Raw genomic sequence first — 24,003 nt, forward strand, 5'->3', positions numbered from 1 at the left:
ATGGAAATGACTTAGCGGCGCACCCGGTAGCCCTGCCACGGCGTCTGCACGTAGGGGAACTCGGCGCGGAAAGTCGTGTCGTTGCGCTCCACGCCCGTGGTGAAGTTGAGCACCCCGCGCAGCTGGGGCGTCACCGGCGAGGCGCTGCCCGGCGTGTAGTCGTCGTACCAGAGGCCGATGGCCGCCAGGGCCAGCCCGCTCACGGCTTGCAGCTCAATCTTCACAATCTCATCCTCCAGGCGGCGCCCGTTGGGAAAGCCATCCATATTGGGAATATTCTGAATGTCAGTGGTTTTGTTATAGCGCGGGTCGGTGAGGCCCAGCACCGCCGCCGCAAAGAGGCCCTCGTTGCTGAAGTCGGGCGAGGTGCGCGGGGTGGCGGGCACGGCCATGTTCAGGCGCAGCATGTCGCCGCCGGGGTTGCCGCTGGCATTGGCCCCTAGGGGCAAAAAGTTGTTGACAAAAGGCTTACCGGCCGCCAGCGGGTTGCCGCCTTTGCCGGTGGCCAGCTGGTAGGGCGGCAGGTTGGGCACGCCGGTGTGGAAGATGGGCTTGATATCCACCGAGCGGGGTTTGCCGGCCACTAGCAGGTAGTTGCCAAAAGCCGCGTCGGCCAGCGCCGTGCCATTCAGGGCCGCGCTGCCCTTCAAGGGGTACAGGCCCGGCTTGGTGTTGCGGAAGTCGAAGCCTGGAAACGAGGACCCGCCCAGCAGCGGCTGGCCCGCCAGCGACTTGGTTTGGATGCGCAGGGCCGCCAGCGCCGGCACCGCCCCGCCAAACTGCGAGTCGTCCATATATAAGGCCAGCTCGGGGTTGGAGAGGTAGTCGTCGGTGATGGCCGCTTCGGCGTAGGGCGTGGTGCGGTTCCAGGCGTCCTTGCTGCCGATGGGGTTGATGGCCTCGTTGGTCAGGGGCATCCCTAGGCGCGACACTTGCACGTAGTCGCCACTGGGGGCGGGCGCGGCGCCGGCGGTGCTCAAGGTGCGCAGCGAAGGGCGGCTGGCCGAGGCCCACACCCCAATCACGTAGTCGGCATCCAGAATCGTTTTTGCAGCCGATACGTCCTGGTGGTTTTTCTGCAGGCTCTTAATGGGGATGCTGAGCGCAATGGAGTTGACATTGTACTTGGCCAGGCCGTCGCGGCTGCCACGGCCGGCGCGCAGGCCCGCCAGGTCAAACACCGCCCCTAGGTCTACGAAAAACGGGTCGTCCGACGAGCCGCAGAACACCTGCTCGCCGCCGTCGCCGCTGGCCGTCGTCACGGCGCTTTGCCGCAAAGCGGTGTAGGAAGGCTGGTTGAGGCCCACCGGCGTCGTAATGGAGCGCGGCCCGATGTTGTAGGCTGGCACCACGCCGTTGGTTACGATGGCCGAAAACGACTTGCCCCCGTCCGTACTTTTCTCGCAGGTGTAGGTGGTTTTCAAGTTTTGCTTGCCCAGCCGGATGTCGAAGAACGTGGTCGGGTCCTGGTTGGCGCGCTGAAAGGTGAAGCGGTAGGTGATGTCGTCACCGTTGGTGGCCCCGTTATTTTTCACGTGCACCTCGTAGTGCACGTTCTCGCCGAAGGTATAGTAGTTGGGGCCGCCCTGCGGCAGCTGAAACGGGATGTAGTCGGCAATGAGTATCACCCGGTTAGGGTCGCTGGGCGACACGAAGGCATACACGTCGGTGTTGTCGGCCACCGGGTCGTCGGCAATCAGCGGGGCTTCGCGGTGGCTACTGGCTTCCAGGCTGGCTGGCCGCAGCAGCACGCCGCCCGCCGCGAGCAGCGCCAGCGCGCAGGCTCCTCCTACCCAGTGAAGCGGTTTAGTAAATCTTTTCATAGAAAACAACAGAGGTGAAAAGTGAAGAACCCGGCAACAAACAACTGCCAATCCGATTGACTGGCAACCAACTACTTATGGCACGCACAAACCAGCAGACTGGCTGGCACAGCGTTTCGGCCGTGCCAGCCAGCAGCTAGGGCACTTATCCTCGCCTGCCAGCCCTAGGGCCGCCGCGGCAATTAGTATAGGCTAGCGCGGCCCCAGGCAAGCTGGCAACCGCATGGAAAAGGAACGTCGGGGAGCAGCCAGCAGCAGCAGGCTGGCTTATACAGTAGCAACTACTTACTTAACTTATAAGTAACCAGTCACTCACTACCCGAACATACGAAGCAGCTCCAAAGTCAGACTTAGGAAAGTGAACTTTTTTCTTAAAAAAGTTTAGCAACCCTCAATAGCTTGCTCACAAAGCCTTAATCGCCTCTTTTTTAAGCAACACCAACCGCTTATTTACGCAGCCTTGGCCGGCAGCGCGGCCTGGTTAGTTGGCAGCAGCTTCTGCTACTAGCGGCAGGCTGGCGGCGCCTACCAGGTGGAGCGAGCCGGTGGCTTGCACCAAGGCTACCACCCGCACGTTCGGCGCCGGCCAGCTAGCGGCCAGCCCTAGGGGGGCGGTAGCCGCAAAGGTGCCGCCAGCCGCTACCGTGCCTAAGGCGCGCAAACTGCGCACTACGGGCGCGTGGCGCAACAGGCGACCCGCGTTTTCGCCCCCGCCTACCTGGGTAGTTAAGCCTGTTTCGGTCAGGGCCAGCCAGACGCTGGCAGCCTTGGTGCCAGCGGGCAAATTGCTGACTTTCAGACGGACACTATCCATGCCAACCGGAGCGAGCTGCACGGTGGCGCGGGGTGCGCGGGCGGCCTCAGCCACGGCCTGCAGCAGCTGCGCCCGGCGGCTGCCCACCAGCTCGTAGCGCCCAGCCACCACTGCCTGGGGGGTATAGTTGCCTTCGGCAAAGCCGGTGGCGTAGGCCTGCTGGCGCTGGGTAAACTGCGCCTGCGAGAACGGGTCGGCCCACCCGAGCCGGTTCCAGTAATCGACGTGTTCGCCGAGGGCAATGATTTCTACGCCAGGCACAGGCTGGGTGCTGACTAGCTCGCGCAGCACCGCGTCGGCCGCGGGGCACGAGGAGCAGCCTTCCGAGGTAAAGAGCTCGACGACCACTGGCACGCGCGCGGCAGCTGGGCCCGCCGCCGGCGGGGTGTGGTGGTGCCCCAGCAGGGTGGCGGCCGCCGCCCCGCTGCCCAGTACTGCCAGCGCAGCTAGTGCCAGGGTATTCATGCGTAGTTAGCTAAGAGTGAAGTAGCTGGCTATTTGGGCCCTAGGGGCGCCTGCGGCGCTAGTGGCCACCGCTCCAGTCGTAGCCCTGCTCGGCCCAGTAGTCGGCGGGGCGCTGGTCGGCAAAGGCGATGGTGCCGATGCGTTTGAGGTGCTTGACGCCGTACTTCAGGGGCGTTACCAGGCGCAGGGGCGCGCCGTGGGCCAGGGTCAGGGGCACGCCGTTCAGCTCGTAGGCCAGCAGCGTTTGGGGGTGCAGGGCGGCGTACATCTCCAGGCCCACGTAGTACTGCTCGTCGGGCGTTACCAGGCCCACGAACTTGGCCGCGTCGGCGGGCGGCTGGCGCAGGTCGGCAATGGGCTGGCCCGAACTGGTGGCTAGTGGGTACCGGGCCAGGAAATCGCTGAGCCGCACACCGGCCCAGTGCACAATCACGCTCCAGCCCTCGATGCACTTCAGCTCGGTGGTCATCTCGGTGCGGGGCAGCGCCTTGATATCGGCCAGGGTAAACTCCTGGCGGCGCGCTGGGGCGCCGGCCGGCGCGTAGCCCTGCACGGTCAGCTTCCAGGTGGCGGGGTCAAAATCCTGCCCTAGGCCCACGTTGCCGTTCAAACGCAGCTGGCGGGCCCGCGAGCGGGCAAACTCGGGCGCCAGCCGCGTGTGCGCGAAGTAGTCCTTAGTCAACTTCCCGTTGAAATCCAACACTTTGCGCAAGTCGCGCGGAATGCCGTCGGCGTCGGGGCTGTGCAGCAGGTAGCGCCAGCCGGCCAGCCCCGCCAAGCCCGCCAGCCCCAGGCCCAAAAAGGCGCGGCGCGAGCGCGTAGCCGCCCCGCGCAGGGCGGCCTGCTCGGCCTGGGCCTGGGCGGGCGTCAGGGGGGTGCGGTCGGCGGCAGCGCGGGCGGCCTCGGCCGGATTATCGGGGGCAGGCTGGTGGGGGGCGTCGGGGGAGGTCATGGCAGTAAGCGGCAGGGCAATACCTAGGATGGGGACTGGGGGGCGCTGGGCGCCAGCGAGGGCGAGGCGGCCGGCAGGGCCGTGGGGCCGGCCACGATGGCCCCGCTGGCGGGGTTCACCTCCTCCACCTCGAAGCCGGCCACTATTGCCCGGAAGTTGTTCCAGCCCGCCCGCACCACCTGGGCAATGTGGATAACAAAAAATACCACGTAGCCTAGCGTGAGCACGAAGTGGATAACGCGCGCCGACTCGTAGCCGCCCAGCAGCTGGGTGAGCCAGCCAAACTGCGTGGGCTTGTAAATGGCCAGCCCCGTGAGCAGTGAGCCCAACCCCATGAGAATGACGGCGGTATAGGCGATTTTCTGGGCGCCGTTGTATTTCTGCACCGGCGGCGGCGTCTTGCTGAGGCCGAAGTCGTAGAGCGTTACCTGAATGGCTTCCTTAAAGGACTTGCGGTCGGGCAGCAGGTAGCGCCACTCGCCCGAAAAGGCCGTGTAAAGCACGTAGAGCAGGCCGTTGAGAAAGAAGGCCCACATCAGCACGAAGTGCCAGGCCATGCCCTGGGCCAGCTTGTGGTCCATGTGAAAGGCCTGGTAAAACGACTGCGGGAAGAACTTGAAGAGCGTAGTGTTGCCCCAGCCCAGGCGGTACACGTCGTTGGCCCAGTATATCCAGAGGCCACTCCAAATCATGAGGCTCAGCACTGGGAAGTTGAACCAGTGAAACCAGCGAATGGCGAGCGGGTGCTTTTCAACAACGACTTTCATAACGAGCGAAGGGGGCCTAGGGACCGGGGCGGCGGTGAAATTAACGCCCGGCCCTCCTTACTATACGGAAGCAGGCTGCTTGCCTACTACAGCCGGCGCCCCAAAATAATTTACGCAGCGGTTTTTGTCATCCACAGAACATTCTCCAGGGCAGCTTCTACTGCTACAGCAGCGGCTGGGTGGTATAGGTGGGCCCCAAGCAGCGCGGGCCCTGGGCCGTCCAGACCAGGGGGTCGATGCACATCTGGCGCTCGGTCATGGCCTCGTTCCAAGCGTGGTATACCAGATATTCGGTGCGGCCGTCGGGGCTCATCACGTGGCAGTGGTGGCCGGGGCCGCGCACGTGGCCGGGCACCGAGTGCAGCACCCGCGCCCCGGCATCGGAGCCCGAGTCGACGTAAGGCCCCAGCACGTTGTCGGCGGCGCAGTAGTCTACGCCGTAGCGGTCGGTGAGGAAGTTGGCGCCGCTGAAAAAGCAGTAGTACTTGCCCGCGTGGCGCCGCACGAAGGGGCCCTCCAGGGTGTGCCACTGGGCAAAGGTGCGCCCGCCGTAGAGCGGCATGGTGCGATTGGCCTCAAAGAGCGTCCAGGCGTGGCGGGCGCGCAGCACCGTGCGGGGCTGGCCGGCTAGCTGGGTCATGCCCGCGAGGCGGTCTACCACCAGCCCGGTGCCGGGGTAGTAGCCGTCGTCGCTGTCCGTGAAGTCGCGGGCGTAGAACAGGTACCACTGCCCATCGGTGTCTTGAAACGCGTGGGCGTCGATGGTAAACTTGCTGTCGGCCACCGGCAGGGCGGCCACCTCGGTGTAGGGGCCTTCGGGCCGCGGGCTGGTAGCCACGTATAGCTGGTGGCCCACCGTGGCCCCGATGGCCCCGCCCCCGCGCGAGTAGTACATGTAGAACGTGCCTTGGTGCAGCACCACCTCGGGCGCCCAGAAGTCAAACTCCTCGCTGCCGGCGGGTGGCGTCAGCGCCCCCCCCAGGGCCCGCCAATTCACTAAATCATCCGACGCGAGCAGCGAAAACACGCGGCCGTCGGGGGTGCGCCCGCGGCCGGTGGTGCCAAAGGCGTAGTAGTGCCCCGCGTGGCGCAGCACGAAGGGGTCGGGGAAGTTGCGGGCCACCACCGGGTTGCGGTAGGTGCGGGCCGCGGCGGCAGCAGGAGGGCGCATGGCAAGCAGGGCCAGCCCCGAGAGGGAGCCCAGAAGAAAGTGACGGCGGGTGGACATGAAGCGCAGCTTAGGACACGGGCAAGGTAAGGTGATTTCACGGGAGGCCCAGGCTAGCACAGGCGGCCCACCCGCCTCAGCTACCGGGCCAACGCTCGCTCAGCTTTGGCTAAGCGGTGTAAAGCAGTTAAATCGATTAAGCTCATGTGCAAACGTTTGCACGTTCATTTGCGCATAGCTATAGCTAAATTACCTCTTAGCTATGCGCGCCAGCGTGTTCATAACACACTATCTTTTAGCATATTAACTATACTAGTCAATTAGACGTCAACCGTGGGCCCAGATTCAAATGAATCGCCTCATCTCAAGCTGCCCGGCTGCAACAGCTCTTGGTGGCTACCTCAAGCACTGGACCAGCCCTAGGGTTTGCTAGCTGCTGTTGTTGACACCCCCAGCTACCGAGCCGGGCTGGCTAATCGCAGCCATCCGGCTGCCAGGCGAGCTTCAGCAAACTAGGCAAAAAAATCGCCGAACTAGCAATTATCCTTGACTAATAGTTGCTTTTTTGCGAAACACCGCTACTTTTACGTTTGCAAGAAGCCTGAATCTGCGTCGGGCTACTGGCCAAATAGCCAGTGCCTAGGTGCGTTGCTGAGCGCAAACTACCTAGCATTACTATTGTAATTGCTCGCTGTTTTTCTACCAAAACAGAATTCTGCCAACTAGGCCACTTTTTTTTATTCTTCCGTGCAATCGTTTGCACGGCCTCAGCCCACTAGGGGCTGTTTTGTTTGCGCTGTTTTTTACCTAATCCCACCCATATGAAAAAGCTGCTACCCCCTTCCGGGCGTTTGCTGATTCCCTTGTTGGCCTGTGGCCTGCCCCTGACGGGCGCGCTGGCCAATCCCGTGCTGGCTAGCTCCCTGCTCCCCGAGCGCGCCGTCCGCCAGCCCAATGCCGCCATTACCGGCCGCGTGGTGGACGTGAAAGGCGCCGGCATACCCGGCGTAACGGTGCTCGTGAAGGGCACCCAGAATGGCACCACCACCGACGCCAACGGCAACTTCTCGCTCGACGCCCCGGACAATGGCACGCTGGTTATCTCGTCCATCGGCTACACCAGCCAGGAAATACTCATCAACGGCCGCACTACGTTTAACGTGACGCTGAGCGAAAACAACCAGCAGCTCAACGAGGTGGTGGTGATGGGCTACGTGAGCCAGGACCGCCAGAACCTGACCAGCGCCACGGTGCCGGTAAACGTGGAGGCGGCCAAGAAAGCACCCGTAGCCACTATTACGGAGGCCATTCAGGGTCGCACGCCGGGCGTGCAAATCAACAACAGCGGCACGCCGGGCCAAGCGCCCAACGTGGTCATCCGCGGGGCCGGCACGCTCTACTCGGGCAGCAACCCGCTCTACGTGGTGGATGGCGCCTGGACTGACAACATCCGCGACCTGAACCCGCAGGACATTGCCACGCTCAACATTCTGAAGGATGCCTCCTCCACGGCCATCTACGGGTCTAGGGGGGCCAACGGCGTTATCATCATCACCACCCGGCGCGGCCGAACCGGCAAGCCCACCTTTACCGTGGACGCCTCGGCGGGCCCCCAAAACGTGGTGAGCCGCTGGAACCTGACCAACGCCGCGCAGTGGGCCGCCATCAGCCGCATGGCTTACCAGAATGCGGGCCGCACGCCCCTGGCCTCGGCCGCCAACCCGCAGAACTACGCCGACACCGACTGGCAGAGTGCCATCCTGCGCACGGGCTCGGTGCAGAACTACAACGTGGGGCTTTCGGGCGGCGGCAGCGGCGAGGGCTACAGCTCCAACTACCTTATTTCGGGCGGCTACTTCAAGCAGAAGGGCACGCTCATCGGCACCGACTTCGAGCGCTACACGCTGCGCCTGAACTCGGGCATTACCCGCGGGCGCTTCACCATCAACGAGTCGGCCCAGCTTTCGCACACCCTGGCCACGCTGCCCAACGGCCAGCCCTTCCAGGATGCCGTGCGCCTGCTGCCCACCATCCCCGTCTACGACCCTACCACCAGCAGCGGCTACGGCTTCGGCTCGGACGCGGCCTACACCTTCGGCACCAACCCCGTGGCCGAGCAGGAGTACATCAACTCGACGCAGTATAACAACCGCCTACAGGGCAGCCTCACGCCCGAATTCCGCTTCACCGACTACCTCTCGTACAAGCTCAACCTGGGCATCGACGCGCTCGACTACGTGGACCGCTCGTTCCGCAAGCCGGGCATCATCAGCTACAACGCGCCCAACGAGCCGGGCTACCTCACCGAAAACCGCGGCGACAACCTCTTCGCCATCGCCGAGAACACGTTGAATTTCAACAAGTCATTCGGCGAGAACCACTTCAACGCAGTGGCGGGCTACTCCGAGCAGTACCGGCGCTATACCAACACCTTTGCCCGCGCCAACGGCTACTCGCAGTACGGCGGCCAGTACTTCCCCACGCTCAGCTCGGGCTCGACGCCGGTGGCCACTACCGGGGGCAAGTCGGTGTATACCAAGCGCTCGTACTTCGGGCAGGTGGTGTACGACTACAAAAACCGCTACCTGCTGACGGGCAGCTTCCGCCGTGACGGCTCGTCGCAGCTCGATGAGAAGTACGCCAACTTCTACGCCGGGTCGGTGGGCTGGCGCCTCAGCGAGGAGGAGTTCTTTAAGAGCGCCGCGCCCTTCGTGAGCAACCTCAAGCCGCGCTTCAGCTACGGCGTGAACGGCAACGACAACCTGGGCGATGCGTACCCTAGCCAGGCGCTCATCAACATCAACGCGGCGACCATCTTCAACGGCAACGTGCTGACGCCGGGAGCCATCCAAACCGGCTTTGCCAGCACCAACCTGCGCTGGGAGCGCCGCTACTTCACCGACTACGGCTTCGACCTGGGCTTCTTCGACAACCGCCTCACACTGTCGGCTGACTACTATATCTCGCGCACCAAGGACGCGCTGGTGCCTATTTCGCTGCCCATCTACTCGGGCAGCTTCAACACCACGGTGTTTGGCAACTTGGGCGAGATTGAAAACCGGGGCTTCGAGTTTGTGGCCGGCTGGCAGGATAACCGCGGGGCCTTTACCTACGGCATCACCGGCAACCTCTCGACGCTGCGCAACCGCGTGCTGGCCACCGACGCCATCAACTCGGTGTATGACCAGGGCGTGACGCAAACGCAGGTGGGCTACCCCATCGGGGGCGCCTACATGATTCAGTTCAACGGCGTGTTCCAGACCCAGGCCGAAGTAGATAACTACAAGACGGCCGACGGCAAGGTGATTGAGCCCTGGGCCCGCCCCGGCGACGCCCGCTACATCGACGCCAACGGCGACGGCAACATCACCAGCGCCGACCGCGTGCACATCGGCACCCCCTTCCCCACCCTCACCTACGGCGTGAGCTTAAACGCGGGCTACAAGGGCTTCGACCTGACGGTGCTGCTGCAGGGCGCGCACGGCAACACGGTGTACAACGTGGCCCGCGCCACCATGGACCGCACCGACGACCCCAGCAACTACCGCGCGGACTTCCAGCCCTGGACGGCCGACAACCACTCGAACACCACCCCTAGGGCCCTGGCCAACAACGGCACCACGGCCGACTTGCAAACGGCCTCGGCCCAGAACTCGCAGCCCAGCAGCCGCTTCCTGGAAGATGGCTCGTACCTGCGCGGCAAAAACGTGCAGCTAGGGTACACCTTCCCCAAAACGATGTTCGAGAAGCTCAAAGGCATTAGCAACGTGCGCCTCTTTGTGACGGGCCAGAATTTCTTCACCGCCACCAAGTACACCGGCCCCGACCCGGAGTTTGTGAACGGCAACGCCTTCCAGCGCGGGGTTGATTTCAACTCCTACCCCAACCTACGCACCTTCACGGGTGGCCTGCAAGTTGGCTTCTAACTCCGCCTCCTCTCCCACCCCGTTTTGCTAGTATTCACTATATGAAAACCGTTAACTTTTTGTCGGCGCTGGCCCTAGGGGGGCTGCTGCTCACCACAGGCTGCCAGGATAAGCTGCTCGACCAGGTAAACCCCAACGCGCCCTCCACCTCCACGTTCTTTAAGACGGCCAACGACGCCCTGCTGGCCACCAACGCCTGCTACGACGTCTTCCACTTTGAGGGCAGCTACGGCCGCTGGCTGCACTTCGACTACGACCTGCGCTCGGACGAGGGCTTCAGCAACAGCCCCTGGACGGACCTGGCCAACTCGACGCGCTTCGTTATCCTGGACTACAACTTCGTGACTAACGCCAGCCCCTGGACGGAAGTGTACCGCGGCGTGTACCGCTGCAACCAGGTACTGGCCTACGTGCCCAACATTGATTTTGGCAGTGATACGGCCCTGAAAAACCGTTTACTGGGCGAAGCGCACTTCGTGCGGGCCCTCTACTACTGGAACCTGGTGACGCTGTGGGGCAACGTGCCGCTGGCCGACAAGCCGGGCGATGCCACCACCCGCTACCCCCAGGCTACCACCCAGCAAATCTGGGATTTTATTATTGCCGACTTAAAGGCGGCCGAAACCGCGCTGCCCGTGTCGTACACCGGCAACGACGTGGGCCGGGCTACCAAGGGCGCCGCCCAAACCCTGATGGGCAAGGCCTACATGCAGCAGCGCAAGTGGAGCGATGCCCAGGCGCAGTTTGCCAAGGTCATCAGCTCGGGTACCTACGCGCTGGTGCCCAACTACGAGGACAACTTCAACGTGGCGGGCGAAAACAACAAGGAGTCGATTTTCGAGATTGGCTTCACCGACGCCCTCCAGGGCGACGGGCAGGACGTGGCCGGCTCATCGCAGGGCTGCCAGCGGGCCCAGTTCTTCGGCGCGCGCCAGGTGGGCTGGTGCGACGGCCAGCCCCGCAAGTGGCTCTACAACGAGTTCAACGAAACGACGCTGGACGGCAAGCCCGACCCGCGCCGCGACGTGACGCTCATCAGCTACCCCATGCTGGTGTATGGCAAAACATACGAGCAGCGGTACGCCGACCCCACCACCGGCAACTTTGACAAGGCGGAGGTATTCTGGCGCAAGTACCAAAACGATAAGACCCGCAACTACGAGAACTACTTCTCGCCCATTGACTTCCGGGTGATGCGCTACGCCGACGTGCTGCTGATGCAGGCCGAGGCCCTGAACGAGCAGGGCCAGCCAGCGGCGGCCATTCCGCTCATCAACCAGGTGCGCGCCCGCGTGAACCTGGCCCCGCTGGCCGTGGGCACCTACGACCAAGCTGGCCTGCGCACCCGCCTGCTGCACGAGCGCGTGACGGAGCTGTGCGGCGAGAACACCCGCTGGACCGACTTGCAGCGCTCGGGCCTGCTCGACAGCCAGGCCGGCGTGAGCAGCATTGCGGCCCGCGACCCCGATTTCGTCAACTTCGTGGTGGGCAAAAACATGTACCTGCCCATCCCGCTGTCCGAAACCTCGCTCGACCCGGCGCTGAAGCAGAACCCCGGCTACTAGGCTAGCCCGCGGCTACCCCATCGTTTACGCAGTGCAAGAGCCGCCGGAAGCCTAGGCCCTTCCGGCGGCTTTTTGCTTTGCGCCACTTCCTTTTCCCCGTTTTGCATGAAAAAATCCCTGCTGTACCTGCTGCTGGGCCTAGGCCTGGCTACCTGCCAGAAAAACGTAGCCACCGGCTCGGGCGCCACGCCTACGCCCACGCCGACCCCAGTCAGCACCACCTTCATGAACCCCTTGCTGACCACCGGGCCCGACCCGTGGGTGGTGCAGAAAGACGGGTTTTACTACTTCCTGAGTACCACGGGCGGCGACGTGCGCATTCTGAAAACGGCGAAGATGACCGAGCTGAACGGCGCGCCCAGCACCACCATCTGGCGGCCGGGCCTAGCCACCAGCTCCAATTCGAAGTACGACGTGTGGGCCCCCGAGCTGCACTACCTCGACGGCAAGTGGTACGTGTACTACACGGCCGGGCCAGGCAACTGCTGCGGCGGCCAACGCTTGTGGGTGCTCGAAAACGCCAGCGCCGACCCCACCCAGGGCACTTGGACGGAGAAAGGTCAAATTGCGGTGCCCGGCCAGGATTTGTGGGCCATTGATGGCACCGTGCTGGAGCAGGGCGGCAAGCGCTACCTGCTGTGGAGCGGCCAGGAGGCGGGCTCCGACCAGCAGAACCTCTACATCGCCCAGATGAGCAACCCCTGGACGCTCACCGGCACCCGCACCCAGCTCAGCCACCCCGAGTATGCCTGGGAGCTGAACGGCTTCCCGAAGGTGAACGAGGGCCCCGAGGTGCTGCAGCACAACGGCCAGACGTTCATCATCTACTCGGCTAGCCACTGCAGCACCGACGACTACGCCCTAGGGCAGCTCAAGCTCACCGGCACCGACCCGCTGGCCGCCGGCGCGTGGACGAAATCGGCCACGCCGGTATTCGTGAAAAACCCGGCCGGCGGGGCCTACGGGCCGGGCCACAACGGCTTCTTCAAGTCGAAGGACGGCAGCGAGGACTGGCTTATCTACCACGCCAACAACCAGGCCGGCCAGGGCTGCGGCAACGCCCGCAACCCGCGGATGCAGAAGTTTACTTGGAACACCGATGGCTCGCCCAACTTCGGGGCGCCAGTCGGCATCAACGTGCCGCTTGCCAAGCCGGCCGGCGAGTAAGGCGCCGCTTTGTCTTTTCTACACTATGAGCAAGCTACTTACCACCCTAGGGCTGCTAGGGGCGCTGGGCCTGGCTAGTTCCGCCCGCGCCCAGCAGGTCCTCGACCTAAGCCGGCCCACCTACTACCCCCGCGTCGTGCGCCTCGGCCAGGGCGCGGGGACCGGCCGGCTGCTGGCCAGCTTCGACGCGGGGCGGGCCGGCGCCATCTACGAGAGCCCCGACAACGGCAAAACCTGGCAGCACTTGAGCGACGTGGTGGACGCGACGCCGCCGCGCCTGTGCTGCAGCGGGCTTTATGAGGTACCGCAGGCCCTAGGGACCACGCCGGCCGGCACGCTGCTGTGGGCCACCTCGGTGGGCACCGACCAGGGCGGGCGCGGGCCGTGCAGCATTCGGGTGCACCGCAGCCTCGACGGCGGCCGCACCTGGGCTTATTTCAGCACGCCGGTCAGCGGCTTTATCGGGCTGTGGGAGGCCGAGTTTGCGGTTGATGCCCAGGGCCGGCTGGTGGTGTACTACAGCAGCGAGGAGCACAAGGCCGCGGGCTACAACCAGCTGCTGGCCCACAAGGTATCAGCCGACGGCGGCCTGAGCTGGGGGCCGGAAGTGGTGGACGTGGGCAAGGCCGACGGGCACCTGCGCCCTGGCATGGCTGTGGTGCGCCGCCTGCCCGGCGGAAGCTATGTGATGAGCTACGAACTCTGCGGCCTAGGCTGCGACGCCTACCTGCGCACCTCGCCCGACGGCGTGCAGTGGGGCGACCCCGCTGACCCCGGCCAGCGCATCGAATCGACGGAAGGCCACCACTTTGCCCACGCCCCCACCGTGGCCTGGGCGCCGCAGCCCGGCAACCCCCAGGGCCAGCTGCTGGCCATCGGGCAGGTGCTGCTCAACAACAGCGACAATGCCCTGGCGCCCGCCAACGGCCGGGTGTACATGGCCAACGCCCAGGGTGGCCGGGGGGCCTGGGTGGAGGTGTCCGCCCCGGTGCCGGCCCCCAACCAGGGCGACAACCCCTGCCCCAACTACAGCTCGCAGCTGCTGCCCGCCGCCGATGGCCTCACGGTGCTGGAGGTGGCACTCAAATTTGAAGGTTCCGCCTGCCACGCGTATTACCAAACCGCGCCCTTGCCGGCGGCTCCCAAAGCCGCCCAGCGCACTCGCCGGCGGTAGTTTCGTCGGCAATCACCCGTGTCTATGCCTACTCGCTTTTCTTTCCGCCCGCTGGTGGCCCTAGGGCTGCTGGCGGCCGCCCCGCTGCTAGCCCCGGCCCAAGCGCCGGTAAAGGTTAAAGCCAAGCTTAAACGCTCGGCGGCCGCGGCCCCTAGGACCGCCCTAGCCCCCACCCCCATTGCCAACCCCGTGCTGGCCGGCGACTACCCCGACCCGTCGGTGACGCGGGTGGGCGACACGTATTGGGCCACGGCTACGACCTCGAACTGGGGGCCGACGTTTCCGCTGCTGAAATCGACCGACTTGCAGCACTGGAGTTTGGTGGGGCACGTGTTTCCGGGCGAGCGGCCGGCCTGGGCCGACTACTACTTCTGGGCGCCCGAGATAAACCACGACGCCAATGGTAAAACCTACGTCTTTTATACGGCGCACCAGCGCGGCGGCAACCTGGCCGTGGGCGTGGCCAGCGCCGACCGCCCCGAGGGCCCCTACACCGACCACGGCCCGCTGGTGGGCCAGCCCGATGGCAGCATCGACGGCTTCCCGGTGCCCGACGAAAACGGTCAGCCCTACCTGCTGTGGAAGGAGGACGGCAACAGCCAGAACAAGCCCACCCCCATCTGGGCGCAGCGCCTGAGCGCCGACCGCACGAAGCTGGTGGGCGAGAAAACCGAGCTGTTTCGCAACACCGCCGCCTGGGAGGGCAACCTGGTGGAAGGCCCCAGCGTGGTGCGCCACGGCGGCTACTTCTATATGTTTTACGCCGCCAACGGCTGCTGCGGGCCCGGCTGCACCTACGCCACCGGCGTGGCCCGCGCCAAGAACCTGCTGGGCCCCTGGGAGAAGTACGAGCGCAACCCCATCCTCACCAAAAACGACACCTGGACCTGCCCCGGCCACGGCACGGCCGTGGAGCGCAACGGCCACTGGTACATGCTGCACCACGCCTACCAAACCGGCAGCATGCAGTACGTAGGCCGCCAGGGCGTGCTCAGCGAATTCGTGTGGACGGCCAGCGGCTGGCCCGAGTTCCTGAACGACCACGGCACCCCTAGGGCTGCCGCGCCCGCCCCGGCCGTGGTGGCCGACGAGTTTGCCGGTCCCGCCCTAGGGCCTACCTGGGAGTGGCCGGTGGAAGACAAGCCGCAGTTTGCCCTGCAAAGCGGCAACTTGCAGCTCACGGCCCGCCCCGACAAGGGCGGCGCCGAGCTGGGCCGCCCCACGCTGGCCGCCACCTACACCGCCACCACCACGCTGCTCGACCCGGCCGCCCTGCCCGCCGGCACCGTAGCCGGCATCGCGGCCCTCGGCGACCCGGCCAACTCGCTGCGCCTGGTGGCCGGCGGCGGCAAGCTGCAGCTCGTGGAGCGGCGCGACAACAAGCTGCGTACCCTGGCCGAAGCACCGCTGCCCGCCGCCGCCGCCTTGCACCTGCGCGTGCAAGACGCGGGCGGCAGCCACTACGCCTTCGCCTACAGCCCCGATGGCCGCAGCTGGACGCCCCTAGGGCCCGCCGCCGACGGTGGCTTCCTGCCACCCTGGGACCGGGGCGTGCGCGTGGGCCTGGTGGCGCAAGGCCCCGGCGGCACCGCCACCTTCAGCCGCTTCGAACTGACGAACAAGTAGCTGCACTAGCATAAAGAAGCCCCTGCTACAATGGTAGCAGAGGCTTTTTTGTGGGTGCAGGCCCTAGGGCCGATAAAATGGGTATAGAGTTACTAAAAAGGCGGTCATGCTGAGCTTGCCGAAGCATCTCTACTGCTTACCCAGTCGGTGCGGTAGAGATGCTTCGGCAAGCTCAGCATAACCGCCCTCCTTGATTGTTACCTCAATTATTAACGGCTGCTTAGTGCACCAGCACCAGCTTGGTGTGCGATACCTGCCCGGCCATGTTCAGGCGCACGGTGTAGACGCCGGCGGCCCAGGTGCTGCCGTCGAGCAGGTATTCGGTGGCTTGGCCTTGCACGCCGCGGTCGGTGGCGAGGTGGCGCACCAGGCGGCCTTGCGTATCGAGTACATCCAGGGTGAGGGTGCCGGTTTGGGTGGGCGTTACCACGAAGTGCACCTGGCTGGTGGCGGGCGTCGGGTACACGGTTAATGGCGTAGCGGCCAGCAGCTCGGCGGCGTTCTTGGCTTTCAGGGTGGTGTTGCCCGCGTTTTGGGGCATCAGGTCGAGGCGCCAGCGCTGGGCGTCGTTGCCGTTGTCGGTCCACTGGTGCACGCCGGTGCCGGGGTCCGAGAGGTTGTTGTCTACGTCGAGGCAGAGGGTGGCGCCCTTGTGTACCAGCTTGCAGTAGCCGTCGCCCAGGGACACGATTTGCCAGCGCTGGGCATCGTTGCCGTTGTCGGTGTACTGCTGCACCGTGGCGCCGGGGCTGGTGCTATTACTGGCCACCTCCAGGCACTGGTTGGTATTGCGGTGCGTCAGCTTGTAGTAGCCATCGGCCATGCGCGTAATGACCCAGCGCTGGGCGTCGTTGCCGTTGTCGGTGTACTGGTGCACCAGCGTGCCCGGCGCCGACGAGTTATTGTCCACGTCGAGGCACTGCGTGGTGCCCTTGTGCGTGAGCCGGTACACGCCGCCCGACACGATGGGCTGGTCGGTGATAGTGAGCTGCCAGCGTTGGGCGTCGTTGCCGTTGTCGGTGTACTGCTGCACGTTGGCGCCGGGGCTCACGCTGTTGCTGGCCACGTCGAGGGCCTGGTCGGTGCCCTTGTGCAGCAGCTTGTAGAAGCCGCCGCTCATGGCTTGCAGCTGCCAGCGCTGGGCGTCGTTGCCGTTGTCGGTCCACTGCTGCACGTTGGTGCCGGGGGCGGCGCTGGCCCCGGCCACGTCCAGGGCGTGGCCCGAGTTTTTGTTCAGCAGCTTGTAGTGGCCATCGGCTTGCAAGGTCACGGTCCAGCGCTGGGCGTTGGTGCCGTTGTCGGTGAACTGCTGCACGTTGGCACCGGGCGCGGTGCTGCCGTTGTCCACGTCCAGGCACTGGTCGGTGTCCTTGTGGGTGAGCTTGTAGAGGCCACCCGATACCAGCATGGGGCTAACCGGGCAGGCGCTGCCGGCCGGGCGCGGCGCCACGCCGTAGGGGGTCATGTTCACCTTCTGGATGCTGCCGTCGGCGTTGAACGTGAGGTGGTCGATGGCTACTTGGCGGGTCTTGTAGGTCCGGTCCTGGTAGCGGTGGTACACGATGTAGTAGTCGTCGCAGCCCGGAAACTGGGTGATGGAGTGGTGCCCCGGCCCGAAGCGGTTGGCGTCGCTGCTCACCACCGAGCCGCCGTAGGTCCAGGGGCCGGTGGGCGAGGTGCTGGTGGCGTACTGCACGTTGTAGCTATCGTCGAACCAGCGCCCGTTCGAGTAGGTCAGGTAGTAGCGGCCGTTGCGCTTTACCAGGTAGGGCGCCTCGGTGTAGTTCTGGGGCGTGATGTCGCGCGGCTCATCGCTGGTTAGCGACACCATATCGGCATTGAGCTTGCGCACCACCATGCGGGCACCGCTCGACCCGCCGTAGTAGATATAGGCCTGCCCGTCGTCGTCCACAAACACCATGGGATCAATCACATCCTGGGTGATGTTGTTGCTGAGCGCGGGCGTCAGCAGCGGCTGCCCGTTGTCGGTGAAGGGCCCTAGGGGGGTGTTGCCCACGGCCACCCCGATGGACGGCGTATTGGTGGCGTTGTTGTGGGCCGTGTAGTAATAGTAGTACTTGCCATTGCGGGCCACTACCGAGGGCGCCCAGCCGTTGTAGGTGGCCCAGGTGGTTTGCCGGCCCAGGTCGAATACCACGCCCCGGTCGGTCCAGTTGGTGAGGTCGGTCGAGGAAAAGGCGTGGAACTGCCCGCCGCTGGAGTTGCCGTCGGTGGTGGGGTAGATGTAGTAGGTGCCGTTGAAATAATCCATTTCCGGGTCGGCCTGGTAACCGGCCAGAATGGGGTTGCCGCTGGTTTGGGCCAGGGCCCGCAGGCTCAGCAGCAGCAGAACGAGCACGCTGGTCCAGGACCGGCGCGCGGGGCGGGCAAACGGTAAAGCTGTCAACATAACGGGTGGGTGGAAAAGGTGAAAAAAGCCAGCGGGCACTCGCCCGGCGGCTGGAAAAAGAGCGGGGATACGAGCCAAAAAAGGGGTGCCGGCCGGCGCCAGCACCCCTAGGGCTTATTTGGTGAGCTTGTCGCTCAGCAGCTTCATGAAGTAGCCGCCCACCACCGAGCGGGCCTGGAAGCCGACTTGCTTGGCGTTGGTGGTTTCGTGCCAGTCGGTGAGGGGCACGCGGCTGGGCGTGTCGTTGGCGAACTGCCAGATGGGGGCCACCAGCGCCTCAAAATCAGCCTGGTTGTTGGCCATTGTGGCCGTCCACATTATCCAATCCGACTTGGTGTAGGTCTTGCGGCTGTCGAGGGGCAGGCCGTATTTCTGCTGGTGCTTGAGGTAGAAAGCCATTTCCTGCTGCGCCACCTCGGGCGGGAAGATATTTAGGTTCAGTACCTTGTCCCACACCAGGTTGTACTTCTGGCTCCACGAGCCGGGTGTTTTGTCGAAGGTCAGGGCGTAGTGGTCGCCGTCCTGGGCCATCTGCATCCACTTCTTGGCCAGCTCGCGGGCCAGGGCCTGGTGCTCGTCGGCGGCCTTGGTGTCGCCGAGCTGGCGGGCCAGCTGGCCGTAGCAGGCAATGCCCATAATGGCCTTCAGCGACAGGTTGGTATTGCGCGCTAGGTGGCCGGCGAAGTCGTCGGTGCAGAGCTGGTTGGCCGGGTCGAAGCCGTCGCGCTTCAAGAAACCCACCCACTTGGTGAGCGTGGGCCAGTGCTCGCGGGCGAAGTCGGGCTTGCCATCGACGCGCACCGCGGCGGCCGTGATAATGAGCATGTTGCCGGCTTCCTCCACCGGCATATCCTCGCCGTATTTCTGGCCGTTGGCCTGCGGGTAGGTGCCCAGGTCGTGGGCCGGGAAGTCCTTCTTCCAGCGCCCCGACTCCGAGTACTCGAAGATGAAGCGCAGCATCCCCTTAGCCAGCTCATTGTTGTAGAGCAAGAACAGCGGCTCCGAGGGGTAGGTCACGTCCACGGTGCCGATGAAGCCGCCCGAGTAGTTTTCCTTCGAGAAGAAGAGCACCTCGCCCTTGGGCCCGGCCACCACGCTGTGCGCCGCAATGCTCTGGCGATACGCCAACTGGCACAGGTCGGCGTACTTCGCGCCGCCGCTAGCCTGGGCATCGGCCCGCAGCTTCTGGTCGAAGGCCGTGGCTTTTTGGCGCAGGCGGGCGTAGTCGGCTTCGGCGGCCCCTAGGGCCTTGTCCATGGTCATGGCCGGGTCGCGGCGCCACCAGGGCCGCAGATTCTGGCCGAAGTACTGTACGGCGTACTGCTCGTCGTAACCCAGCAGCAGGTGCTGTTCGGCGGGCTGGGCAGCCACGCGGCCTAGGTCGAGCACGGCGGCCTGCGCCACGCGCTGCGCCTGGCCCGTTTGGGTGGGCGCGGCAGCCCCTAGGGCCCCGGTCTTGGCGAAGGAGGTTTTCAGCGTTTCGGGGTTGCCAACGCCGAGCTTGGCCGCGCTGGGGGCCGCCAGGTAGGCGTAGCCCCAGTCGATGCGCTGGCCGTCGCCGGCCTTGGCTAGCACGGGCTGCTCGGTGGTGCCCAGGGCCGACCAGCGCAGGCTGCCGCCCTGGCCAGGCTTGGCCGCCACGGTCTGGTAGGGCGTGTTAGTGGCCAGGGTGCCGGCCTCGGTCAGCAGCACCTGGGTGGGGTGGGCCTTGCCGTCGGTGGCGGTGGCGGTGTAGGTGATGTAGCTCACGGGCCGGGCCACGGTTTCCAGCTCATCGAGCAGCAGCGGCGACAAGAAGTTGACTTTCAGCGTGACCGGCCCGGCGGAGAAGGTGTAGGTGGTTTGGGTGGCCGTAACCGCGACGCTGGTTTGGCGGGCCAGGGGCAGCGCGGGCGGAGCGGGCAGCGTCTCGTAGAGGCCGGCATCGAGGTAGGCCCCGCCCTGGGGGTTGACGGCGTGCATGGCCAGCACGTTGTCGCCGGCGTGCAGGCTTTGGCGGGCCGCCGCCGGAATGGTAAAGAACTCGTAGGCCCCATTAGCGCCGGCCTGCTTGGTCAGCAGCGTGCCGTTGAGGTACACTTCGGCGTCGTCGTCGTGCTGCATCAGCACCCGCAGCTCGCCGGTGGGGTGGGCGTTGGCCAGGCGGATGGTGCGGCGCGCCCACACGTCCTTAGTTTTCCAGGAAGTGCCGCGCTGGCTCTGGTTGTCGGTAAAGGGCGCGGCGCCCTGCTGCCAGCTGCTGGCGGCCGCGAAGCTGGTTTTTTCCCAGCCCGCCGCCGGCTGCTGAAAGGTGTAGCGCACCTGGTAGGGCTGCTCCAGCGCCGTCGGGATAATGGCCCGATACTGGGGCGCGGCCTGGCCCATAAACTGATACGCCTGGCCATCGACGCGCACCACGCCCTCCAGGCTCTGGGGGGCGCTGGTCCAGTGGCGGGTGGGCGCAGCGGCCAGCTCATCCTGGAAGCTCCATACGCTGAAATAGGGCGTGTGCGTGATGAGCGGGTAGGCCGGCGGGCGCAGCGCCGGGGTAGACTGGGCCAGGGCCGGCGCGGCCGACAAGCTGGCCAGCAGCAGGGCATAACGGGTTTTTGACATCAGGTGGGAAAAAGGTGGAAAAGCTAGTGGTAGGCTAAGTGGCGCCAGCGTTAAAACTGAAAGAGACTACCCTAACTTTGGTTAAACGATTTAGCAAGGAGCGCAAGTTAAGTCAGTCAGCCAGTTGCGGCAAGCTCGCCCTAGGCGTCAACTTTCCTACTGCTTGGCTACCGCATGGGCCGGCCGGGTCCGCAGGGCAGCAGCAATAGCTTGCCTAGCACAAACGGGTGGGTAAGTTAAATTTTCATTTTACCGACAAGCAACTATGCTTATCCTGTGCAACCTTTGCGCCACCCTTTGCACAATTTTTTGCGGCAAAAGGCGCATTCGTCAACGGTAGCAACCAGTCTTTTACCTTCCTTTGTGGCTAAAAAACGCGCTTCTATTACCGACCTGGCCCGGCAGCTTAACGTCTCCGTCTCAACGGTTTCGCGCGCCCTCAGCGGGCACAGCGCCATCAGCGAAGCTACGGCTAAGCGGGTGGCGGCCCTGGCCAAAGAGCTGGGCTACCAGCCCAATAGCCTGGCTTCGGGCCTGCGCAAGGGCCGCAGCAACATGCTGGGGGTGGTGGTGCCGCACATCGACGGCAACTTTTTTTCGCAGGTAGTTAAGGGCATTGAGGCCGCCGCCAGCAAGGCCGGCTACCACGTGCTCATCTGCCAGTCAAACGAAAACCAGGCGCACGAGCGCACTAACCTGGACACGCTGATGAACGCGCAGGTGGAGGGGATTCTGGTGTCGGTTTCGCGCACCACGCGCGAGTTCAAGCACTTCGAGAAAATACGCAAGCGCGACATTCCGCTGGTGTTCTTCGACCGCATTCTGGAGGACCACGACGTGAACGCGGTGGTGCTCGACGACCGGGCCGGCGGCTACCGCGCCACCCGCCACCTGCTTGAGCAGGGCTACCGGCGCATCGCCCACTTCAGCGGCCCGCAGCAGCTCAACATCTACAAGCACCGCCGCCAGGGCTACGAGGATGCGCTGCGCGAGTACAATCTGCCAATCAGAGAAGAGTTTATCATCTTTGGCGAGATGAAGATGGACGACGGCAGCGCTGGGATGCGGCAGCTGCTGGCCCTGCCCGAACCGCCCGATGCCGTGTTTTCGGGCAGCGACTTTTCGGCGGCCGGCGCGCTGGAGGTGCTCGGCGAGCGCGGCTTGCGCGTGCCGCAGGATGTGGGGCTGGTGGGCTTCAGCAACGAGCTGTTTTCGCGCCTCACCGTACCGCAGATTACCTCTATCGACCAGCACTGCGAGCTGATGGGGCGCACCGCCACGCGCCTGCTGCTGGAAATAATGGCCGAGCGCGAGCCCGACTTTGCGCCCCGCCACGTAGTGCTGCAACCCGATTTATTTACGCGCGCCTCTTCGCTGCGGGGGGCGGTCAGCTAAGCAGCTTGCTGGGCCGCCGCCGGGCCTAGGGGCTGGTAAATGCAAACGTTTGCACGCCCGTCCTTATTTTCGCGCTGTCCTTTTCCCACCCTGCCTTGTTCCTGCGTATGCCTGCCCTATCCCGCGCCTGCCGCAGCTTCGGCGTAGCCGTTGCCCTGCTAAGTGGCCCGGCCCTGGCCCAGCCGGTGGCCCCCGCCCCGCCTCTGGCCCCCCTAGCCTACCACGAGCTGGCGCCCAGCGCCGTGCAGCCCACCGGCTGGCTGCGCACGCAGCTCGGCATCATGCGCGACCACAGCACCGGCCACCTCGACGAAACCTACCCCAAGCTGCGCGACAAGAATGGCTGGCTGGGTGGCAGCGGCGACGGCTGGGAGGAAACCCCCTACTGGCTCGACGGCGCCCTGCCCCTAGCCCACCTGCTGCAGGATAAGCCCCTGCTGGCCAAGGTGCAGCGCTACGTAGACTGGTCGCTGGCCAACCAGCGACCGTCGGGCTACTTCGGGCCCCTGACCAAGGCCGAGCGGCAGGCCGGCCACCGGCTCGACGTGCAGAGCACGCAGGGCGAGGACTGGTGGCCGCGCATGATAATGCTCAAGGTATTGCAGCAGCACTACCAGGCCACCGGCGACCCTAGGGTTATTCCGTTCATGCGCCAGTACTTCCGCTACCAGCTGGCCAACCTGCGGGCGGCGCCCCTGGGGCAGTGGAGCGAGTGGAGCACCGTGCGCGGCGGCGACAACCTGCTGGTGGTGTACTGGCTGTACCGGCAAACGGGCGAGCCGTTTTTGCGCGAGCTGGGCGAGTTGCTATACCAGCAAACCACACCCTGGACCAGCCTGCTGGGCGGCCGCGACTGGGTGCTGGCCGCCGCCGCCAACCAAACCGACGCCCACTGGATGGACCGCCACGGCGTGAACGTGGGCATGGGCCTGAAGCTGCCCGTGGTGTACGCCCAGGCCCACCCCGAGCAGCCCCAGCTCAACCAAGCCCTGCGCACCGGCTGGCGCGATATTATGACGCTGCACGGCCTGCCGGCGGGCATGTTTTCGGCCGATGAGGACCTGCACGGCAACCTGCCCACCCAGGGCACCGAGCTGTGCGCGGTGGTTGAAACCATGTTCTCGCTCGAGCAGGCCGCCGCCCTCACCGGCGACTTGGCGTACCTCGACGCGCTGGAGCGCATTGCCTACAACGCTCTGCCCACCCAAACCACCGACGACTACGAGAGCCGCCAGTATTTCCAGGTGGCCAACCAGGTGCAGGTGCAGCGCGGGGTGCTCGACTTTTCGCTGCCCTTCGAGCACGGCATGACCAACGTGTTTGGGCCCTACGCGGGCTACACCTGCTGCACGGCCAACATGCACCAGGGCTGGGCCAAGTTTGCCACCCACCTCTGGTACGGCACCCCGGCCCTAGGGCTGGCGGCGCTGGAATACGCCCCCAACACCTTGACCGCGACCGTGAATGGCAACGTGCCGGTGACGATTCGGGAGGAAACGGCCTACCCGTTTGGCGACGAAATCAATTTCGTGTTCGACCTCCGAAAGCCCACTGCTTTCCCGCTGGCGCTGCGCGTGCCGGGCTGGTGCGCCGAGGCCACGGTGCTGCTCAACGGCCAAGCGCTACGCACTGAGAAGGGCGGCCAAGTGATTACCCTAGCCCGCCCCTGGCGCAAAAACGACCGCCTGACCTTGCGCCTGCCCATGGCGGTGCGCACCAGCAGCTGGGCCCGCAACTCGCGCGCGCTGGAGCGCGGCCCGCTGGTGTACGCCCTCAAAATCAAAGAGAACTGGCAAGAGGCCAGCCAAGCCCAGGAGGGGCGCTACTACACCCTGGCGCCCGGCAGCCTCTGGAACTACGGCCTGCCCCGCGCCGTGGTGCAGGACCCCGCCGGCACTACCACCGTGGCCGCGCCGCCCCTAGGCCCCACCGCCAACGGCTTTTACTGGAACGCCGCCCAGGCGCCCGTCACCATCACGGTGAGCGGCCGGCGCCTGCCCGACTGGCAGCTGAGCGAGGGCGTGGCCCCGCAGCCCGTCACGCCCCGCGAGGGCCTCTATAAAGGCCCCGTGGCCGACGCTACCGAAACCCTCACCTTCATCCCCTACGGCTGCACCAAGCTGCGCGTGGTGGCCTTACCCGTCATTCCCTAGGCC

At 65.1% G+C, this 24,003-nt stretch carries 14 protein-coding genes; 7 read left to right on the plus strand and 7 right to left on the minus strand.

What is annotated here, in order from left to right:
- Window positions 1–11: 11 nt before the first annotated feature.
- The 5 genes from HHL22_RS09360 to HHL22_RS09380 form a co-directional block, all read right to left on the minus strand.
- Window positions 12–1,823, minus strand: a complete 1,812-nt coding sequence (locus HHL22_RS09360; protein WP_169530683.1) for a DUF4331 domain-containing protein — start codon at window positions 1,821–1,823, stop codon at window positions 12–14.
- A 481-nt stretch (window positions 1,824–2,304) separates the two neighbouring features.
- The gene (locus HHL22_RS09365; protein WP_169530686.1) at window positions 2,305–3,102 is read right to left on the minus strand and encodes a DUF1223 domain-containing protein; all 798 of its coding nucleotides are present in this window, start codon (window positions 3,100–3,102) and stop codon (window positions 2,305–2,307) included.
- A 58-nt stretch (window positions 3,103–3,160) separates the two neighbouring features.
- Window positions 3,161–4,054, minus strand: coding sequence for a molybdopterin-dependent oxidoreductase (locus HHL22_RS09370; protein WP_169530687.1), 894 nt, complete (start codon window positions 4,052–4,054; stop codon window positions 3,161–3,163).
- Between the two features lie 23 nt (window positions 4,055–4,077).
- Window positions 4,078–4,821: a cytochrome b/b6 domain-containing protein gene (locus HHL22_RS09375; RefSeq protein ID WP_169530689.1), complete on the minus strand. Its 744-nt coding sequence runs from the start codon at window positions 4,819–4,821 to the stop codon at window positions 4,078–4,080.
- A gap of 163 nt (window positions 4,822–4,984) precedes the next feature.
- Window positions 4,985–6,049 (minus strand): glycoside hydrolase family 43 protein, encoded by a 1,065-nt coding sequence (locus tag HHL22_RS09380; RefSeq protein WP_206680701.1) that lies wholly within the window; start codon window positions 6,047–6,049, stop codon window positions 4,985–4,987.
- Between the two features lie 761 nt (window positions 6,050–6,810).
- Between HHL22_RS09380 and HHL22_RS09385 the strand changes: the two genes are divergently transcribed.
- From HHL22_RS09385 to HHL22_RS09405, 5 genes are all read left to right on the plus strand, one after another.
- Complete coding sequence (locus HHL22_RS09385) at window positions 6,811–9,915, plus strand: SusC/RagA family TonB-linked outer membrane protein (RefSeq protein WP_169530691.1); 3,105 nt, start codon at window positions 6,811–6,813, stop codon at window positions 9,913–9,915.
- A gap of 41 nt (window positions 9,916–9,956) precedes the next feature.
- Window positions 9,957–11,480 (plus strand): RagB/SusD family nutrient uptake outer membrane protein, encoded by a 1,524-nt coding sequence (locus HHL22_RS09390; RefSeq protein WP_169530693.1) that lies wholly within the window; start codon window positions 9,957–9,959, stop codon window positions 11,478–11,480.
- 105 nt (window positions 11,481–11,585) lie between these two features.
- Window positions 11,586–12,647 carry a glycoside hydrolase family 43 protein gene (locus HHL22_RS09395; RefSeq protein WP_169530695.1) on the plus strand — a complete coding sequence of 354 codons (1,062 nt, stop codon included), beginning with the start codon at window positions 11,586–11,588 and terminating at the stop codon, window positions 12,645–12,647.
- 25 nt (window positions 12,648–12,672) lie between these two features.
- The gene (locus tag HHL22_RS09400; RefSeq protein ID WP_169530697.1) at window positions 12,673–13,821 is read left to right on the plus strand and encodes a sialidase family protein; all 1,149 of its coding nucleotides are present in this window, start codon (window positions 12,673–12,675) and stop codon (window positions 13,819–13,821) included.
- 24 nt (window positions 13,822–13,845) lie between these two features.
- On the plus strand, window positions 13,846–15,447 hold the full coding sequence (locus tag HHL22_RS09405) for a family 43 glycosylhydrolase (protein ID WP_169530699.1): 1,602 nt from the start codon (window positions 13,846–13,848) through the stop codon (window positions 15,445–15,447).
- A gap of 220 nt (window positions 15,448–15,667) precedes the next feature.
- Here HHL22_RS09405 and HHL22_RS09410 read toward each other — a convergent pair whose 3' ends face one another.
- Both HHL22_RS09410 and HHL22_RS09415 read right to left on the minus strand, forming a co-directional pair.
- Window positions 15,668–17,857 (minus strand): RICIN domain-containing protein, encoded by a 2,190-nt coding sequence (locus tag HHL22_RS09410; protein WP_169530700.1) that lies wholly within the window; start codon window positions 17,855–17,857, stop codon window positions 15,668–15,670.
- A gap of 114 nt (window positions 17,858–17,971) precedes the next feature.
- Complete coding sequence (locus tag HHL22_RS09415) at window positions 17,972–20,452, minus strand: glutaminase family protein (RefSeq protein WP_169530702.1); 2,481 nt, start codon at window positions 20,450–20,452, stop codon at window positions 17,972–17,974.
- Window positions 20,453–20,815: 363 nt separating this feature from the next.
- Here HHL22_RS09415 and HHL22_RS09420 point away from each other — a divergent pair, with 363 nt between their 5' ends.
- Together HHL22_RS09420 and HHL22_RS09425 are read left to right on the plus strand one after the other, a co-directional pair.
- Entirely contained in the window at window positions 20,816–21,847 is a 1,032-nt protein-coding gene (locus HHL22_RS09420) for a LacI family DNA-binding transcriptional regulator (RefSeq protein WP_169530704.1), read from the plus strand.
- A gap of 107 nt (window positions 21,848–21,954) precedes the next feature.
- Window positions 21,955–24,000, plus strand: coding sequence for a beta-L-arabinofuranosidase domain-containing protein (locus tag HHL22_RS09425; RefSeq protein ID WP_169530706.1), 2,046 nt, complete (start codon window positions 21,955–21,957; stop codon window positions 23,998–24,000).
- Window positions 24,001–24,003: the final 3 nt, after the last annotated feature.

This window comes from Hymenobacter polaris (assembly GCF_012927305.1).
GTDB classification, from domain to species: domain Bacteria; phylum Bacteroidota; class Bacteroidia; order Cytophagales; family Hymenobacteraceae; genus Hymenobacter; species Hymenobacter polaris.

What these genes read in the sequence shown, in the direction of transcription:
- HHL22_RS09425 (WP_169530706.1), top strand. Translation starts at nt 21,955, where the DNA reads ATGCCTGCCCTATCCCGCGCCTGCCGCAGCTTCGGCGTAGCCGTTGCC.
- HHL22_RS09415 (WP_169530702.1), bottom strand. Translation starts at nt 20,452, where the DNA reads ATGTCAAAAACCCGTTATGCCCTGCTGCTGGCCAGCTTGTCGGCCGCG.
- HHL22_RS09390 (WP_169530693.1), top strand. Translation starts at nt 9,957, where the DNA reads ATGAAAACCGTTAACTTTTTGTCGGCGCTGGCCCTAGGGGGGCTGCTG.
- HHL22_RS09410 (WP_169530700.1), bottom strand. Translation starts at nt 17,857, where the DNA reads ATGTTGACAGCTTTACCGTTTGCCCGCCCCGCGCGCCGGTCCTGGACC.
- HHL22_RS09395 (WP_169530695.1), top strand. Translation starts at nt 11,586, where the DNA reads ATGAAAAAATCCCTGCTGTACCTGCTGCTGGGCCTAGGCCTGGCTACC.
- HHL22_RS09405 (WP_169530699.1), top strand. Translation starts at nt 13,846, where the DNA reads ATGCCTACTCGCTTTTCTTTCCGCCCGCTGGTGGCCCTAGGGCTGCTG.
- HHL22_RS09375 (WP_169530689.1), bottom strand. Translation starts at nt 4,821, where the DNA reads ATGAAAGTCGTTGTTGAAAAGCACCCGCTCGCCATTCGCTGGTTTCAC.
- HHL22_RS09400 (WP_169530697.1), top strand. Translation starts at nt 12,673, where the DNA reads ATGAGCAAGCTACTTACCACCCTAGGGCTGCTAGGGGCGCTGGGCCTG.
- HHL22_RS09370 (WP_169530687.1), bottom strand. Translation starts at nt 4,054, where the DNA reads ATGACCTCCCCCGACGCCCCCCACCAGCCTGCCCCCGATAATCCGGCC.
- HHL22_RS09385 (WP_169530691.1), top strand. Translation starts at nt 6,811, where the DNA reads ATGAAAAAGCTGCTACCCCCTTCCGGGCGTTTGCTGATTCCCTTGTTG.
- HHL22_RS09365 (WP_169530686.1), bottom strand. Translation starts at nt 3,102, where the DNA reads ATGAATACCCTGGCACTAGCTGCGCTGGCAGTACTGGGCAGCGGGGCG.
- HHL22_RS09360 (WP_169530683.1), bottom strand. Translation starts at nt 1,823, where the DNA reads ATGAAAAGATTTACTAAACCGCTTCACTGGGTAGGAGGAGCCTGCGCG.
- HHL22_RS09380 (WP_206680701.1), bottom strand. Translation starts at nt 6,049, where the DNA reads ATGTCCACCCGCCGTCACTTTCTTCTGGGCTCCCTCTCGGGGCTGGCC.